Genomic DNA, 16,252 nt, shown 5'->3' on the forward strand with positions numbered 1-16,252 from the left:
CTATGAAGGCCGCCCCCTATGCCGATTGGCAAAGCGCACCGCAGTCCACTTGTGGGAGCTGGCTTGCCTGCGATAGCGCAGTAAAAGTTGATAAATATATGAGCTGACCCACCGCGATCGCAGGCAAGCCAGCTCCCACATCTTTACCTTCTGCCATCAATTAACTTGAATAAAAAAAGGTGCGACCCTCGCGGATCGCACCTTTTTTATTGCCGGCTGGCTATCAGTTGCCCAAAGCCTTGGACGCCAACCAGAACAAACCGGCCGAGAGGCCTACGGTCGCTGGCAAGGTCAATACCCAGGCCATCAGGATGGTCTTGACGGTGCCACCTTGCAGGCCGCTTTTGTTGGCAACCATGGTGCCCGCCACGCCAGAAGACAGGACGTGGGTGGTGGACACTGGCAGGGCGAAGATATTGGCAAAGCCGATCATGGTGGCCGTGGTGATTTGCGCTGACATGCCCTGGGCATAGGTCATGCCTTGCTTGCCGATCTTCTCACCGATGGTCAGTACCACGCGCTTCCAGCCCACCATGGTGCCCAGGCCCAGGGCCAGTGCGACCGCGAGAATCACCCAGAACGGGGCGTACTCGGTGGTGGCGGTCAGGTCTTTGCGCAGCTTGTCGAGGTCTGACTTCTCACGGGAGTCCAGGCCTGGCAGCTTGCCGACCTTTTTCGCGGTGTCATCCAGGCAAAGCAGGTAGCGACGCACTTCGATGCGGTGGTCGGCCGTCAGCGAGTGGTAGTCCGAGACGCCCTTGAGGGTGCCCAGCAGCGCGTTGATCGTCGGTTCGGTCTGCTGCGGGTTGCAGCGGAACTTGCCCGGCAGGTCATCCTTCACGCTTTTGCCCAGGGCCAGGAACTCACCGAGGGTCTCGTGGTTGCGCTGGTAGAACTGGTTCAAGTGCAGGGTGGCGTCGCGGGTACGTTCGATCTGGTAAGTGGTGCTGCCCAGGTCCAATACGAACTGCGCCGGCACGATACCAATCAGTACCAGCATGATCAGGCCGATGCCTTTCTGGCCATCGTTGGAGCCGTGCACGAAGCTTACAGCCATGGCCGAAATCACCAGGACCAGGCGGTTCCAGAACGGCGGGTGCTTCTTGTCGTCGAGCTTGCGGCGCTGGTCGGGGGTCTTGTGCATCTTAGACAGCGGGCGCCACCACTTCAGGCCGATCAGCACCAGGGCGGCGACCAGGAAGCCCGCCATCGGCGAGAACACCAGGGAGGCGCCGATATCCACGGCCTTCTGCCAGTTCACACCGTCAGCCAGGGGGATGTCGTTGATCAATGCATTGGCCAGGCCGACACCGAGGATCGAGCCGATCAGGGTGTGGGAGCTGGAGGCGGGGATACCGAAGTACCAGGTGCCCAGGTTCCAGGTGATCGCCGCCGCCAACAACGAGAAGACCATTGCCAAGCCATGGCCGGTATTCACATTGATCAGCAACTCCACCGGCAGCAAGTGCACGATGGCGTAGGCGACACCGACACCACCGAGCAATACCCCGAGGAAATTGAACACCCCGGAGAAGAACACGGCCAGGTGTGGCGGCATGGCTTTGGTATAGATGACTGTGGCCACCGCGTTAGCGGTGTCATGAAAGCCATTGATGAACTCGAAGGCGAGGACAAAGGCCAGGGCGAGCAACAGGCTCACGAGAACCCAAGCATCCAGTCCGCTGAATAAATCGATCATGAAGGTTTTCTGACCCGGTCGTAAGGGGGCGCGATTATGCCAGAAAACATCAGTAATCGATGCATTAGCTGCTCATCGGTAACAATCTTCCTGGAAAAAAAACCGGCAAGACACACGTATCCCAAGGTTTTCGGGGCTTTGGCAAGTCTTTGATTTATAAAGCGCAGGCCGCAGGAGGCGGACTTTTGTCATGAAAATGCCATGCTTGAAACATTTGTATGAAATTTCGTGGATGGCTGTAGGTTACTGACCAGCGGCCGCTGAACCAGTGCTTGACCGGCAGCGACTGCAAGGCGCTGAACTCGACCGAAGTGCTCAGGGCTCCTCGGTCTTGAGTTCCTGCTCGATTTTTTGGATTTCCTGGGCAAATGCCTGATCCAGCAGGCTGGCTCGTTTGCGCCATGGTTTGCGTTCCGGCTCAGGTTGCGCGGCGTAGGTGGTGACTTCCCCGCCGTAGACGTCCTTGTAACGTTGCTCCTGGCGCTCAAGTTCCGCGCGCAGTTCATCTTTCGTCACAGTATTACCTAATTGAGTTGAGTTATTGATTGCGCAGTGTCATGCCTGAAAGTCGTGCTCGGGGCGATTCCAAATAGAACAGTAGAACCGTTCAAGTTGGTATGCGGGCCTGAGGGCCGTTCTTTTAAGCGAGTACTTGTGACCGGCGTTGCCTGCAGCCTGCAATACCTGGTGAGCTCCCCTCCCGATAGTGATACCGGGCTGACCTCTGCACAGGTTGCATTATAGCGGCGCATTTGAATAACACTATCATCATGAAGTTAAAAAGCGTCAACGGCGTGCTTGGGTTTTGTTACATATCGCCGACGTATTTGTGAACAGCGTCATCTTCATATCCGTATTCATACTGATAGAAGGGTAAATGCCTACACTTTTCGGCGACATCAGCTAAATCTCGAACGTTATCTGCGGGATCTGCACCCATGCCGGCAAAATTGCGATAATCGCATGGTTGTCCGATAATCGCCCAATGTTACCGGCGTTGACTTGTGCAGGGCGGCCGGCACGGCTTGTAATAGCCGCCAACCCTCCCGTGGTGATAACAAGAGAAGGCCCGTTGAAATGAACGATCAATTGCGCAACTCCTTTGCATCAGTGGCGCCGCCGATCGTGGCTTCACCGGCCAAGCGCATCCAGGCATTCACCGGTGATCCGGATTTCATGACGTCCCTGGCCCGTGGCCTGGCCGTGGTGCAGGCGTTCCAGGAACGCAAGCGTCACCTGACCATCGCCCAGATCAGTCACCGCACCGAAATTCCCCGCGCCGCCGTGCGCCGTTGCCTGCACACCTTGATCAAGCTCGGCTACGCCACCACGGATGGGCGCACCTACTCTCTGTTGCCCAAGGTGCTGACCCTCGGTCACGCCTATCTGTCGTCCACACCGCTGGCCGTTTCGGCACAGCCTTACCTGGACCGCATGAGCGAGCAGCTCCATGAAGCCTGCAACATGGCTACCCTGGAAGGCGATGACATCCTCTATATCGCTCGTTCCGCCACCACCCAGCGCCTGATCTCGGTTGACCTGTCGGTGGGCGGGCGCCTGCCTGCGTATTGCACGTCCATGGGTCGCATTCTGCTGGCCGCCCTCGACGATGCCTCGCTGCAGGATTATCTCGACCATGCCGACCTGCAAACCAAGACCAGCCGCACCCTGACAACACCGCAAGCGTTATTCGAATGCCTGCAACAGGTGCGTCAGCAGGGCTGGTGCATTGTCGACCAGGAACTGGAGCAGGGCCTGCGCTCCATCGCGGTGCCGGTGTATGACGCGTCCGGCCAGGTATTGGCCGCGCTGAATGTCAGCACCCACGCCGGGCGGGTCAGCCGCAGTGAGTTGGAGCAGCGCTTTCTACCGAGCATGCTCAGCGCCAGCCGTGAGCTGAGTGCGCAACTGTTTGCCTAAGCTGTTCGGTGACCGCACAGATCCCGGCTGGCTCGATTGACGGTGTTTCCCTTGGCTTATTAATGTGCGGCAGCGCTCTGAGGAGCTGCCCAATAAGAATGACGGCCCCAGGTCGTCAGCCCGCCATCGGTGTGGAATAAAAATAATGAATCAGCCTTCTGTCGGTACCACCCTGGACGTACAGTCCTTTATCAACACCCAGCCACTTTCGCGCTATCAGTGGCGCGTGGTGATCCTGTGTTTCCTGATTGTCTTTCTCGACGGCCTCGATACAGCCGCCATGGGCTTTATCGCGCCGGCACTGTCCCAGGACTGGGGCATCGACCGCGCCAGCCTCGGCCCGGTGATGAGCGCCGCGTTGATCGGCATGGTGTTTGGCGCACTCGGTTCCGGCCCTCTGGCCGACCGCTTTGGCCGCAAAGTCGTGCTGGTCGGCGCGGTGTTGGTGTTTGGTGCGTTCAGCCTGGCGTCGGCCTACAGCACCAATGTCGACCAGTTGCTGGTGCTGCGCTTTCTCACCGGCCTGGGCCTGGGCGCCGGCATGCCGAATGCCACCACCTTGTTGTCTGAATACACACCCGAGCGGCATAAATCCTTGTTGGTGACCAGCATGTTCTGTGGCTTCAACCTCGGCATGGCCGGTGGTGGGTTTATTTCGGCCAAGCTGATTCCCGCGTTCGGCTGGCACAGCCTGTTGCTGATAGGCGGCATCTTGCCGTTGATCCTGGCGGTGGTGCTGTTGGTGTGGCTGCCGGAGTCTGCCCGCTACCTGGTGGTACGCAATCGCGGCACCGACAAGGTACGCAAGACCCTTGCCCCCATCGAGCCAAACATCGTTGCCCAGGCCACTCACTTCAGCGTACCGGAACAAAAAACCGTCAAGGCCCGCAATGTGTTCGCAGTGATTTTCTCGGGCACCTACAGCGCTGGCACGTTGCTGTTGTGGCTCACGTACTTCATGGGCCTGGTGATTGTTTACCTGCTGACCAGTTGGCTCCCCACTTTGATGCGTGACAGCGGCGCGAGCATGGAGCAGGCCGCGTTTATCGGCGCGCTGTTCCAGTTTGGTGGGGTATTGAGCGCGGTGGGCGTGGGCTGGGCGATGGACCGGTTCAACCCGCACAAAGTGATCGGCACTTTCTATTTGCTGGCCGGGGTGTTTGCCTACGCGGTAGGGCAGAGTCTGGGCAACATCACGTTGTTGGCCACCCTGGTGCTGGTCGCCGGGATGTGCGTCAACGGTGCGCAATCGGCAATGCCGTCGCTGGCGGCGCGTTTCTACCCCACCCAAGGCCGTGCCACCGGGGTGTCGTGGATGCTCGGCATCGGCCGCTTCGGCGCGATCCTGGGGGCGTGGATGGGCGCTACTTTGCTGGGCCTGGGCTGGAACTTCGAGCAGGTGCTTACAGCACTGGTGATTCCGGCGGCATTGGCCACGGCAGCGGTGGTGATCAAGGGCATGGTCAGCCATGCCGATGCCACCTGAAACCGATCACTACCCCTGTGGAAGCTGGCTTGCCTGCGATAGCGGTGCTGAATCCACTCGCGCCATCGCAGCATAGGTATCTACATAACTCTGTTAGCTCAACGGTAACCACGATGCGAAGCGAGCCGCTCTTGATCTTGATCTGCTTTTGATCTTAGGCGCCCCGTTAAACCACGCTGGCCGGAATTCGACAGGAATTTGGGGGGTAAACCGGCAGGGATGCCGGTTTAGCCGCCCCGCGCCATGGATGGCGCGTGGCGGCGGCCCCCCAAATCACTGGCGGATTACGGGCACACCGAGCCTAAGCGAGGTGCCGAGTGGTGGGGCAAGAGCGCTTTGCTTACTTTCGCGCTTTTCGAAAGTGAGCCGCCGTCAGGGCGGAACCCTAAGTGGCCGTTACCGCAGGAATGGATATGTGCACGGTCCAACTGTGTTGACTGTCAAGCCGTCTTCGCAGGCAAGCCAGCTCCCACAGTTGGATCGCGGTGCGTCAGTTAGATCAGCGTCGGCTGCCAGGCCGTAGCGGGAGCAAGCTCCCTCGCCACAGGTTTAGCGTCGTACCGAAGTTGTGTAGATACCTATGCTGCGATAGCGGTGCTGAATCCACTCGCGCCATCGCAGGCAAGCCAGCTCCCACATTGACCCTGTTCCTTATGATGGTTAGTTAAGCAACAATCGGTTCGATAATCGAACACTCAGTCGATTATCGGATTGTTCGGCCCATTTCCCCGGCTTAATCTTCAAGCACTTCGGCGCCACCTCAGCGCCTTTTTCGATCAACACCGGGAGCCCAACCCCATGGCTGAAATCCTCACCCTGCGTGATGCGGTCAAGTGCTTCGTGAACGACGGCGATACCGTCGCCCTCGAAGGCTTCACCCACCTGATCCCTACGGCCGCGGGCCATGAAATCATTCGTCAGGGCAAGAAAGACCTGACGCTGGTGCGCATGACGCCTGACCTGATCTACGACCAGTTGATCGGTGCCGGCTGTGCGCGCAAGTTGATTTTTTCCTGGGGCGGCAACCCGGGCGTGGGTTCCCTGCATCGGCTGCGCGACGCGGTAGAGAAACAATGGCCGCAAGCGCTGGAGATCGAAGAACACAGCCACGCCGACCTGGCCAATGCCTACGTTGCCGGTGCCTCCGGCCTGCCGTTCGCGGTGTTGCGTGCCTACGCCGGTTCCGACTTGCCTAAGGTCAACCCGCTGATCAAGACCGTCACCTGCCCCTTCACCGGCGAAGTGCTGGCGGCGGTGCCGTCGGTGCGTCCGGACATTACCGTGATTCATGCGCAGAAAGCCGACCGCAAAGGCAACGTGCTGCTCTGGGGCATTCTCGGGGTGCAGAAGGAAGCGGCCCTGGCGGCCAAGCGCTGCATCGTCACCGTCGAGGAAATCGTCGACGACCTGAATGCGCCGATGAACAGCTGCGTGCTGCCGACCTGGGCGCTGACGGCGGTGTGTCACGTACCCGGTGGTGCCCATCCGTCCTACGCGCACGGCTACAACGAGCGGGATAACCGTTTCTACCAGGCGTGGGACCCGATTGCCCGCGACCGCGGCACCTTTACCGCCTGGATCGACGAATATATCCACGGCACTGCCGACTTCAGTGAATTCCAGGCCAAGCTGGCCGCCGCGCAGGAGGCTAAGTAATGGCTTATTCCACCAATGAAATGATGACCGTCGCCGCCGCACGCCGCCTCAAGAACGGCTCGGTGTGCTTCGTTGGCATCGGCCTGCCATCCAAGGCGGCCAACCTGGCGCGCCTGACGTCTTCGCCGGATGTCGTGCTGATCTACGAGTCGGGCCCGATTGGGGCCAAGCCCAGCGTGTTGCCGCTGTCCATCGGTGATGGCGAGTTGGCGGAGACCGCCGACACCGTGGTGCCCACCGGTGAGATCTTTCGCTACTGGTTGCAGGGCGGGCGCATTGATGTCGGCTTTCTCGGTGCGGCCCAAGTCGACCGTTTCGGCAATATCAACACCACCGTGGTCGGTGATTATCACCAGCCCAAAGTGCGTTTGCCGGGTGCCGGCGGCGCGCCGGAAATCGCAGGTTCGGCCAAGAGCGTGCTGATCATCTTGAAACAGTCGTCGCGTTCGTTCGTCGACAAACTGGATTTCATCACCTCCGTCGGTCATGGCGAAGGTGGCGACTCACGCAAGCGTCTGGGCCTGCCCGGCGCCGGCCCGGTGGGCATCATTACCGACCTGTGCATCATGGAGCCGGAAGAGGGCAGCCATGAGTTCGTGGTCACTGCGCTGCATCCGGGCGTGACCCGCGAGCAAGTGATCGCCGCCACCGGCTGGGCGATTCGCTTTGCCGACCAGGTGAGCACTACCGCTGAACCCACCGAGACCGAACTGACCGCCCTGCGTGACCTCGAAGCGCGCACCGCGGCTGCCCACGGCCAAGCACCGGGAGAAGCCTGATGCGCGAGGTTTTTATCTGTGATGCCATTCGCACACCTATCGGCCGTTTCGGCGGTGGCCTGTCCACGGTGCGTGCCGACGACCTGGCGGCGCTGCCGATCAAGGCGCTGATCGAGCGCAACCCGTCGGTGGACTGGAGCGCCGTAGACGAAGTCTTCCTCGGCTGCGCCAACCAGGCAGGTGAAGATAACCGCAACGTGGCACGCATGGCGTTGCTGCTGGCGGGGCTGCCGGAAAGTATTCCTGGAGTGACCCTCAACCGCCTGTGCGCCTCGGGCATGGATGCTATCGGCACCGCTTTTCGTGCGATTGCCAGTGGTGAAATGGAGCTGGCGATTGCCGGTGGCGTCGAATCGATGTCCCGCGCTCCGTTTGTGATGGGCAAGGCCGACGCGGCGTTCTCGCGCAACATGAAGTTGGAAGACACCACCATTGGCTGGCGCTTTATCAACCCGCTGATGAAGGCCCAGTACGGCGTGGATGCCATGCCGCAGACCGCCGATAACGTGGCCGATGACTATCAGGTTTCCCGCGCCGACCAGGACGCTTTCGCCCTGCGCAGCCAGCAACGCACCGCCGCTGCCCAGGCCGCCGGGTTCTTTGCCGAGGAAATCGTTCCGGTGCGGGTCGCCCATAAAAAAGGCGAAACCCTGGTGGAACACGATGAACACCCACGGGACACCACGTTGGAAGCCCTGGCCAAGCTCAAGCCGGTCAACGGCGCGGACAAGACCGTCACCGCTGGCAATGCCTCGGGCGTCAACGATGGCGCCGCCGCGCTGATCCTCGCCAGCGCCGAGGCCGTCAAGCAACACGGCCTCACCGCCCGCGCCCGTGTGCTGGGCATGGCCAGTGCCGGTGTCGCCCCGCGCGTGATGGGCATCGGCCCGGTGCCGGCGGTGCGCAAACTGGTGGAGCGCCTGGGGTTGGCGGTCACCGACTTTGATGTGATCGAACTCAACGAAGCCTTCGCCAGCCAAGGCCTGGCGGTGCTGCGCGAGCTGGGTATTGCGGACGATGCGCCCCAGGTCAACCCCAACGGCGGCGCCATTGCCCTCGGCCACCCCTTGGGGATGAGTGGTGCGCGGTTGGTACTGACGGCCCTGCACCAATTGGAAAAAACCGGCGGCAGCAAAGGTCTGGCGACCATGTGCGTGGGCGTCGGCCAAGGCTTGGCCCTGGCGATTGAACGCGTCTGATCAATAAAAGAGGATTGCTCCATGAGTGACAAGCCCGGTTACCGGCGCCCGCAAGCGGGCACTCAACCTGATTACCTGCACCCGGCCTACCAGTCGACGAACCTGCGTTCGCCGTCCCAGCCTTTGGTGTTCCTGCCCCATTCCTTGTCGGAAATCACCGGCCCGACCATCGGCGCCGAACGTATCAATGAGAAGGACAACGACCTGACAGCCCAGCATGAGGGCGAGCCGCAAGGCGAGCGCATCATTATTCATGGCCGTGTGCTGGACGAAAACGGCCGGCCAGTGCCGGGCATCCTCGTGGAGATCTGGCAGGCCAATGCCGCCGGCCGCTACAACCATAAGCGCGACCTGCACGATGCACCCCTGGACCCGAACTTCACCGGCACCGGGCGCACCGTCACCGACGCCGATGGCTGGTACCAGTTCCAGACCATCAAGCCCGGCGCCTACCCGTGGGGCAACCATCACAACGCCTGGCGCCCGGCGCATATCCACTTTTCGCTGTTTGGCCCCAGCGTGCTGACGCGCCTGGTGACGCAAATGTATTTCCCGGGTGACCCGTTGCTGGAGTACGACCCGATCTACAACTGCGTGCCGGATACCCGCGCCAAGCAACGCTTGATCGCTAGCTTCGACCTGGAAAAAACCATTCCTTCCTATGCCCTCGGCTACCGCTGGGACATCGTCCTGCGCGGCCGCGACGCCACGCCGATGGAGAAATGAGATGACACTCAACGCGACCACGTCCCACACCGTCGGGCCGTATTACCACATTGGCCTGACCTGGCTGAACCGTGAAGACCTGACCGTCACCGCCACCCTTGGCGAACGCGTGGCGATCAGCGGGCAAGTGGTGGACGGCAACGGTGATGTCGTCAACGACGCCATGCTGGAAGTCTGGCAGGCCAACGCCGCCGGCAAATATGCTCACCCCGAAGACGAGCAGGACAAAGCGCTAGACCCGAACTTCGAAGGTTTCGGCCGCGTGCCGGTGGATGCCGAAGGGCGTTTTCGTTTTACCACCATCAAGCCGGGCAGTGTGCCGGGGCTCAAGGGCACCACCCAGGCGCCGCATTTGGTGGTGCTGGTGTTTGCCCGTGGGTTGGTGAAGCACTTGCTGACGCGGATTTATTTTGACGGTGAGGCCTTGAACGGCGATGACCCGTTGCTGGCGTGTGTGCCGGCAGAACGTCGTGGCACCTTGATTGCCCAGGCGGATGCGGCAGGGGTATATCAGTGGAATGTGATTTTGCAGGGCACAGATAAGGAAACGGTGTTCTTCGACTATTGAGTTGGCGGTAGGGGCCCCATCGCAGGCAAGCCAGCTCCCACCTTTGAATGTGTTCACAACACAAAATGTGGGACCCGGGCTTGCCCGCGATGAGGCCCTCTCAGGCTCCACCTATCCAAAAGTCTGCTTGCGGAACAGGGTTGTTGCAAAGTATGTCTAGGCTATAACCGTTCCCACTGAGAAAAAAACATGACAACAAAAACCAGCCACTACACCGGAGAAGAACGCAGCAAACGGATCTTTGCGATTGTCGGTGCGTCCTCCGGCAACCTGGTCGAATGGTTCGACTTCTACGTCTATGCCTTCTGCGCGATTTATTTTGCCCCGGCGTTTTTCCCCTCGGACGACCCCACGGTGCAGTTGCTCAACACCGCCGGTGTGTTTGCCGCGGGGTTCCTGATGCGACCGATCGGCGGCTGGTTGTTTGGCCGGGTGGCCGACAAGCACGGGCGCAAGAACTCGATGATGATCTCGGTGCTGATGATGTGCGGCGGCTCCCTGGTCATCGCCTTCCTGCCCACTTATAACGACATCGGTGCCTGGGCCCCGGCGCTGCTGTTAGTGGCACGACTGTTCCAGGGCTTGTCGGTGGGCGGCGAATACGGCACCACGGCCACCTACATGAGTGAAGTCGCGCTCAAGGGCCAGCGTGGCTTCTTTGCTTCGTTCCAGTACGTGACCCTGATCGGCGGCCAGTTGCTGGCGGTGCTGGTGGTGGTGATCCTGCAACAGATCCTCACCGAAGAAGAATTGCGTGCCTGGGGCTGGCGCATCCCGTTTGTGATCGGCGCCATAGCCGCCGTGATCTCCCTGCTGCTGCGTCGCACCCTGAAAGAAACCACCAGCAAGGAAATGCGCGAAGACAAGGACGCCGGCAGTATCGTCGCGCTGTTTCGCGACCACGGCAAAGCCTTCATTACGGTGCTGGGCTACACCGCCGGCGGCTCGCTGATTTTCTATACCTTCACCACCTACATGCAGAAGTACCTGGTGAACACCGTCGGCATGCACGCCAAGACCTCGAGCTACATCATGACCGGCGCGCTGTTTCTGTACATGTGCATGCAGCCGTTGTTCGGTATGTTGGCCGACAAGATCGGCCGGCGTAATTCGATGCTCTGGTTTGCCGGCCTTGGCACGTTGTTCACAGTGCCGATCCTGCTGACTTTGAAAACCGTGACCAGCCCGTTTTTGGCATTTGTGCTGATCACCCTGGCCTTGGCGATTGTCAGCTTCTACACCTCCATCAGCGGCCTGGTCAAAGCGGAGATGTTCCCGCCCCAGGTGCGTGCCTTGGGCGTGGGCCTGGCGTATGCGGTGGCTAACGCGGTGTTTGGCGGTTCGGCAGAAGTGGTTGCGCTGAGCCTCAAATCCATCGGCATGGAAAACACCTTTTATTGGTACGTCACCGCGATGATGGCGGTGGCCTTCCTGTTCAGCTTGCGCCTGCCGAAACAGGCGGCGTACCTGCATCACGATCTGTAAGGGATGAGTTATGACGTTGCGCACGAGCAATCAACTGTTCGACGCTTATTTCACTGCTGACAGCATGGCCGAGGTGTTCTGTGACCAGGGGCGCTTGCAGGGCATGCTGGATTTCGAAGCCGCGCTGGCTCGGGCGCAGGCCCGCGTAGGGTTGATTCCCCAGGCCGCCGTCGCACCGATTGCCCAGGCGTGCCTGGCGTCGCTGTATGACGTGGATGCCCTTGGCAGCGCGATTGCCACGGCGGGCAACTCTGCGATTCCACTGGTGAAGGCGTTGGGCAAGTTGATCGCCAGTGAGGACGCCGACGCCGAGCGTTATGTACACCTGGGCGCAACCAGTCAGGATGTGATGGACACCGGCCTGGTGCTGCAACTGCGCCGTGGGGTGGAGTTGATCGAGGCCGACCTGGCTCGCCTGGGGGAGGTGTTGGCCGCCCAGGCTCAGCGTTACGCCACCGTGCCGTTGGCCGGGCGTACCTGGTTGCAGCACGCGACGCCGGTCACCCTGGGGATGAAAATCGCCGGTTGGCTGGGCGCGGTGACGCGCAGTCGCCAGCGCTTGGCCGAATTGAAACCACGCTTGTTGGTGCTGCAATTTGGCGGCGCGTCGGGCACTTTGGCGGCCCTCGGCGAACACGCCATGCCTGTGGCCGAGGCCTTGGCCGCCGAGTTGCAACTGGGCTTGCCGGAGCAACCCTGGCACACCCAGCGTGACCGCCTGGTGGAGTTTGCCAGCCTGCTCGGTCTGATCGCCGGTAGCCTCGGCAAGTTGGGCCGCGATATCAGCCTGTTGATGCAGACCGAAGCGGCGGAGGTGTTCGAGCCTTCGGCGCCGGGCAAGGGCGGTTCTTCCACCATGCCGCACAAGCGTAACCCGGTGGGCGCCGCGGTGCTGATCGGCGCAGCCACCCGCGTACCCGGCCTGGTGGCGACAATGTTCAGCGTCATGCCCCAGGAGCACGAACGCAGCCTGGGCTTGTGGCATGCCGAATGGGAAACCTTGCCGGAAATTTGCCGCCTGGTATCCGGTGCCTTGCATCAGGCAATTCTGGTCAGTGAAGGGCTGGAGGTGAATGCCGAACGCATGGCACAGAACCTCGACCTGACCCAAGGCCTGGTACTGGCCGAAGCGGTGAGTATCGTGCTCGCCCAACGCTTGGGCCGTGACACCGCGCACCATCTGCTGGAACAGTGCTGCAAACGTGCGGTCGCCGAGCAGCGCCATTTGCGCGCGGTACTGGCGGATGAGCCGCACGTCACCGCCGAGCTGTCGGCGGCTGAACTGGATCGCCTGCTCGACCCTGTCCACTACCTGGGCCAGGCGTCTACCTGGGTCACGCGTGCGGTGACCGAACATTTTGCTTTGACTGCCTGAGGAGAACGCTGTGGCTTTTGTACAACTCGCCGAGGGCGAACTGCATTACCAACTCGAGGGGCCCGCCGACGCACCGGTATTGGTGCTGTCCAATTCCTTGGGTACCGACCTGCATATGTGGGACATCCAGATACCGGCTTTTACCGAGCATTTTCGTGTGCTGCGATTCGACACCCGTGGCCACGGCCAATCCCTGGTGACCGAGGGGCCCTACAGCATCGAGCAACTGGGCCGAGACGTGATCGCGCTGCTGGATGCGCTGGATATCCAGAAGGCGCATTTTTGCGGACTGTCCATGGGCGGCTTGATCGGCCAATGGCTGGGCATTCATGCCGGCGAGCGCCTGCAACGCCTGGTGGTGTGTAATACCGCGGCCAATATCGGCACGCCCGAGGTGTGGAACCCGCGTATCGAAATGGTCCTGCGTGATGGCGCAGCCGCGATGGTGGCGCTGCGCGATGCGTCGATTGCGCGCTGGTTCACCGCGGATTTCGCCGCCGCCAACCCGCACCAGGCCAAGCAGATCACCGACATGCTCGCAGCTACGTCGCCCGAGGGGTATGCCGCCAACTGCGGCGCTGTGCGCGATGCGGATTTTCGTGAGCAATTGTCCTCGATCAAGGTGCCGACCCTGGTGATTGCCGGCACCGAAGACGCAGTGACGCCGCCAGCCGGCGGCCACTTTATCCAGAACCATGTGCAGGGTGCCGAGTATGCCGAGTTCTATGCGGCGCACCTGTCCAACGTGCAGGCCGGTGCTGCTTTCAGCGACCGGGTGATCGAATTTCTGCTGGCCCGCTGAGGAGCTATTTGTGGACGAAAAACAACGTTACGCCGAGGGTCTGCAGGTGCGCCGCGAAGTACTGGGCGATGCCCATGTCGACCGCAGCCTCAATGCCCTGACTGAGTTCAACAGCGAGTTCCAGGAAATGATCACCCGCCACGCCTGGGGTGACATCTGGACCCGCCCCGGCCTGCCTCGGCATACCCGCAGCCTGATCACCATCGCGATGCTGATCGGCATGAACCGCAGTGAAGAACTGAAGCTGCACCTGCGTGCCGCCGCCAGCAACGGCGTGACCCGCGCCGAGATCAAGGAAGTGCTGATGCAGAGTGCGATTTACTGTGGGATCCCGGCGGCGAATGCGACGTTTCATTTGGCTGAGTCAGTGTGGGATGAGTTGGGGGTTGAGTCCCGAGGTTCAGCCTGATAGGCGCTGGCCCTTTTTCTAATAATCCTCTCTGAGTGGCAGTTGGAATTCTTCTCTGAGTGTATTTTCAGTGAACGGCTTCGGGTTGGTTGTGGTGGGTTTCGCAAATGGACTGTTGATGAAGTTGAACGGCCGTGCGTCGGTGGGTAATCCAACCGCTTGGTGTTCTTCATCGCGTTCCCCGAGGGGCTTATGCTCCCGATTTGTTCTCCCGGGTAGCACGGTGCCGTTGGCTCCGTTATACGCATGAGCCATCTCATGGTACAGAGCCACAATGGGACCACTTCCATCAAACATGGAAAAGGAGGGGTTGTAATGTATTTCGCCTGCGTTCGCGACGTCCCCGGGTTGGTTGGAAATAATTTTTCCGTAGTCGGACGGTGTTAATCCTACTAAGTCGTCTGTTATTAAAATGCCCCCGAAGTCTTGCCCTCTCGAATGGTCTTTAGATTCTAAGTCCTTAGGCCTGTTTGTGGAAAAGTGTTTTTTTAGTTTTGAATTGTTGTAGTAGTAATAAGCGTTTTCGTCGGCGGTTTCTTTAATTAGCGTAGGGGCATCATTACGTTTTGCTGCCGAGTCACCCTCAGCTAACATCTGCTTGCCTACCGGCGAGAGGCGTAATAGGTCAATATCGTCGTTTACGTTTTGTACGAAATCTTGAGAGCCGTCAACAAGATACCCGCTGTGTCCCAGTTCCTTGTAGGCGGTGTGAGTCAATGTCGAGCCCGACGTACGATGAACTTCATCCGTTGGTTTGGCGTAGATTACGGTGTCGTCACTGTGCGTGCGAACAATGTTTTTATCGCGACCGGTATATACGGTCGCCTTGCCGTGAGTGACGATGAGGTTTTCGCCTTTACCTCCGTGCAAAATAGTCGGGTTATCAAGGGTGTTTTTTGTGACAATCATAAAGTCGTGACCCTCCCCCCCGTCCATGTACAAAACTCGTCCTTCAACGCCCTCGCCAGCTTGCATGCGGTCATTGCCATTATTGCCTCTGAGCATGCCATGACCGGTACCGGCGATCATCAGATCGTCGCCGTCCCCTCCGAATGCTTTACCATCGCCTCTGCCGAGTTTAAGCGTGTCGTTGCCTGACCCTCCGCGCATGAGGGTGTATCCTGAACCCGCCCGGGCGTAATCATTGCCTTCCCCTAAGTCGATATCGACAGGGAATTCAACATCCGAGTCGACAAGCACACAGTCGTCGCCCCCGTTTGTTTTGATCCGCAAGCAGAAGATTGGGGTATTTATGAACGCCATGTTATTTAGTTGGTAGGGTATTTCATTGATGAGTACAGTTAAACTTTCGCCGGGTCCTTTTTTTATTCTGATGCGGTCATGGGTGTTACCTGTTTCAATTACCAAGTGGCTGTCTGCGATAGTGGCAGGCTTTCGATCCGGGCTATTGATGGTTACCTCATGAGTTATTTTTACATTCTTGTCGTGTCGTAATGTTTCAGAGTTGATGTATTTTTCTTTGTCTGCGAGTTGGTCTGGTGTAAGACGTGAGAATGCGTTTAACCTGTGGCGACGGTACTTGTCGTAGCGAGGGTCGCTGAAACCAGGAATGTCAATAATAGTCGCCGTTGCAATGCTGGAAGGCCCAGAGGCAAGTGAGGGCGACGAAAGTATCGGGGCAGCCGTTGGTATTTGGGTGAAGGAGGACTGAGTGATCATGGGTTACCTGTAGATGAAGGATTATGTGCCTCTTTATTGGCGAGCTTTGAGGGTTGGTTCCTTATGTCTGTATCTACCGATAAGTCCAATTGTTGCGGAACGCTTAGTTTGCGTCGGCGCCCCACAGCCAGTGCCATAGCCCCCGGCAGAAGTACCGCTTCGTTTGCAATTTTCACCGAGCGGGCGAGGGTTGCGCGTTGCAGTTGGGTGTGACCCGTAGCGAGATCAAGGAGGTGCTCGAGCCGTGTTGGCGGCGTCCCATCGCTTGATGTCCAAGTACACACCCTCCCGCAACATGAGCCGATGTTCGATGGCATTGACGGCGGCGTCCAATGCCTGCTGACGACAACGATCGTCGACAACTCTATGAGCTCGGTATTGGCGGGGGCGCTGATATAAATGACAGTTTTATAGTGTTTTTAGAATGATCATTTTTGCAAATAGATATATAGGTCGGTGCGACTTTCC

14 protein-coding genes are annotated in these 16,252 nt (G+C 59.5%); 11 read left to right on the forward strand and 3 right to left on the reverse strand.

What is annotated here, in order from left to right; translation table 11 throughout:
- Positions 1-223: 223 nt before the first annotated feature.
- Together CLM72_RS07510 and CLM72_RS07515 are read right to left on the reverse strand one after the other, a co-directional pair.
- Positions 224-1,699: an inorganic phosphate transporter gene (locus CLM72_RS07510; protein WP_003189291.1), complete on the reverse strand. Its 1,476-nt coding sequence runs from the start codon at positions 1,697-1,699 to the stop codon at positions 224-226.
- Positions 1,700-2,014: 315 nt separating this feature from the next.
- On the reverse strand, positions 2,015-2,215 hold the full coding sequence (locus CLM72_RS07515) for a hypothetical protein (protein WP_003189295.1): 201 nt from the start codon (positions 2,213-2,215) through the stop codon (positions 2,015-2,017).
- Between the two features lie 561 nt (positions 2,216-2,776).
- On the opposite strand from CLM72_RS07515, the gene pcaR reads away from it, so the two are divergent.
- The 11 genes from pcaR to pcaC all read left to right on the forward strand — a co-directional run bounded on the left by pcaR (position 2,777) and on the right by pcaC (position 14,104).
- A complete protein-coding gene (gene pcaR / locus CLM72_RS07520) occupies positions 2,777-3,619 on the forward strand; it encodes a pca regulon transcriptional regulator PcaR (RefSeq protein WP_003189296.1) in 843 nt (280 codons plus the stop codon).
- A 145-nt stretch (positions 3,620-3,764) separates the two neighbouring features.
- Positions 3,765-5,105, forward strand: coding sequence for an MFS transporter (locus tag CLM72_RS07525; protein WP_034125964.1), 1,341 nt, complete (start codon positions 3,765-3,767; stop codon positions 5,103-5,105).
- 798 nt (positions 5,106-5,903) lie between these two features.
- Complete coding sequence (locus CLM72_RS07540; protein WP_105226062.1) at positions 5,904-6,761, forward strand: CoA transferase subunit A; 858 nt, start codon at positions 5,904-5,906, stop codon at positions 6,759-6,761.
- A complete protein-coding gene (locus CLM72_RS07545; RefSeq protein ID WP_034125965.1) occupies positions 6,761-7,540 on the forward strand; it encodes a CoA-transferase subunit beta in 780 nt (259 codons plus the stop codon). Before CLM72_RS07540 ends, CLM72_RS07545 begins: the two co-directional genes overlap by 1 nt.
- On the forward strand, positions 7,537-8,739 hold the full coding sequence (pcaF, locus tag CLM72_RS07550) for a 3-oxoadipyl-CoA thiolase (RefSeq protein ID WP_177430949.1): 1,203 nt from the start codon (positions 7,537-7,539) through the stop codon (positions 8,737-8,739). The genes CLM72_RS07545 and pcaF overlap by 4 nt, the downstream gene beginning before the upstream one ends.
- 21 nt (positions 8,740-8,760) lie before the next feature.
- The gene (gene pcaH / locus CLM72_RS07555) at positions 8,761-9,465 is read left to right on the forward strand and encodes a protocatechuate 3,4-dioxygenase subunit beta (protein ID WP_105226064.1); all 705 of its coding nucleotides are present in this window, start codon (positions 8,761-8,763) and stop codon (positions 9,463-9,465) included.
- 1 nt (position 9,466) lies between these two features.
- A complete protein-coding gene (gene pcaG, locus CLM72_RS07560) occupies positions 9,467-10,033 on the forward strand; it encodes a protocatechuate 3,4-dioxygenase subunit alpha (protein ID WP_073522586.1) in 567 nt (188 codons plus the stop codon).
- A 189-nt stretch (positions 10,034-10,222) separates the two neighbouring features.
- Entirely contained in the window at positions 10,223-11,518 is a 1,296-nt protein-coding gene (locus CLM72_RS07565) for an MFS family transporter (RefSeq protein WP_032893116.1), read from the forward strand.
- Positions 11,519-11,528: 10 nt separating this feature from the next.
- On the forward strand, positions 11,529-12,893 hold the full coding sequence (locus tag CLM72_RS07570) for a 3-carboxy-cis,cis-muconate cycloisomerase (RefSeq protein ID WP_105226065.1): 1,365 nt from the start codon (positions 11,529-11,531) through the stop codon (positions 12,891-12,893).
- 10 nt (positions 12,894-12,903) lie between these two features.
- Complete coding sequence (pcaD, locus tag CLM72_RS07575; protein WP_105226066.1) at positions 12,904-13,695, forward strand: 3-oxoadipate enol-lactonase; 792 nt, start codon at positions 12,904-12,906, stop codon at positions 13,693-13,695.
- A gap of 10 nt (positions 13,696-13,705) precedes the next feature.
- Positions 13,706-14,104, forward strand: coding sequence for a 4-carboxymuconolactone decarboxylase (gene pcaC, locus CLM72_RS07580; protein ID WP_034125971.1), 399 nt, complete (start codon positions 13,706-13,708; stop codon positions 14,102-14,104).
- A gap of 18 nt (positions 14,105-14,122) precedes the next feature.
- Here the strand turns inward: pcaC and CLM72_RS07585 are convergent, their stop codons facing one another.
- On the reverse strand, positions 14,123-15,784 hold the full coding sequence (locus tag CLM72_RS07585; RefSeq protein WP_105226067.1) for a M91 family zinc metallopeptidase: 1,662 nt from the start codon (positions 15,782-15,784) through the stop codon (positions 14,123-14,125).
- Between the last annotated feature and the right edge of the window lie 468 nt (positions 15,785-16,252).

The organism is Pseudomonas sp. MYb193, assembly GCF_002966775.1.
GTDB lineage: Bacteria > Pseudomonadota > Gammaproteobacteria > Pseudomonadales > Pseudomonadaceae > Aquipseudomonas > Aquipseudomonas paracarnis.

Bases quoted from the DNA above. Each gene is read 5' to 3' on its own strand.
- CLM72_RS07510 (WP_003189291.1), bottom strand. From the start codon at position 1,699: ATGATCGATTTATTCAGCGGACTGGATGCTTGGGTTCTCGTGAGCCTG.
- pcaR (WP_003189296.1), top strand. From the start codon at position 2,777: ATGAACGATCAATTGCGCAACTCCTTTGCATCAGTGGCGCCGCCGATC.
- CLM72_RS07525 (WP_034125964.1), top strand. From the start codon at position 3,765: ATGAATCAGCCTTCTGTCGGTACCACCCTGGACGTACAGTCCTTTATC.
- CLM72_RS07540 (WP_105226062.1), top strand. From the start codon at position 5,904: ATGGCTGAAATCCTCACCCTGCGTGATGCGGTCAAGTGCTTCGTGAAC.
- CLM72_RS07545 (WP_034125965.1), top strand. From the start codon at position 6,761: ATGGCTTATTCCACCAATGAAATGATGACCGTCGCCGCCGCACGCCGC.
- pcaH (WP_105226064.1), top strand. From the start codon at position 8,761: ATGAGTGACAAGCCCGGTTACCGGCGCCCGCAAGCGGGCACTCAACCT.
- pcaG (WP_073522586.1), top strand. From the start codon at position 9,467: ATGACACTCAACGCGACCACGTCCCACACCGTCGGGCCGTATTACCAC.
- CLM72_RS07565 (WP_032893116.1), top strand. From the start codon at position 10,223: ATGACAACAAAAACCAGCCACTACACCGGAGAAGAACGCAGCAAACGG.
- CLM72_RS07570 (WP_105226065.1), top strand. From the start codon at position 11,529: ATGACGTTGCGCACGAGCAATCAACTGTTCGACGCTTATTTCACTGCT.
- CLM72_RS07585 (WP_105226067.1), bottom strand. From the start codon at position 15,784: ATGATCACTCAGTCCTCCTTCACCCAAATACCAACGGCTGCCCCGATA.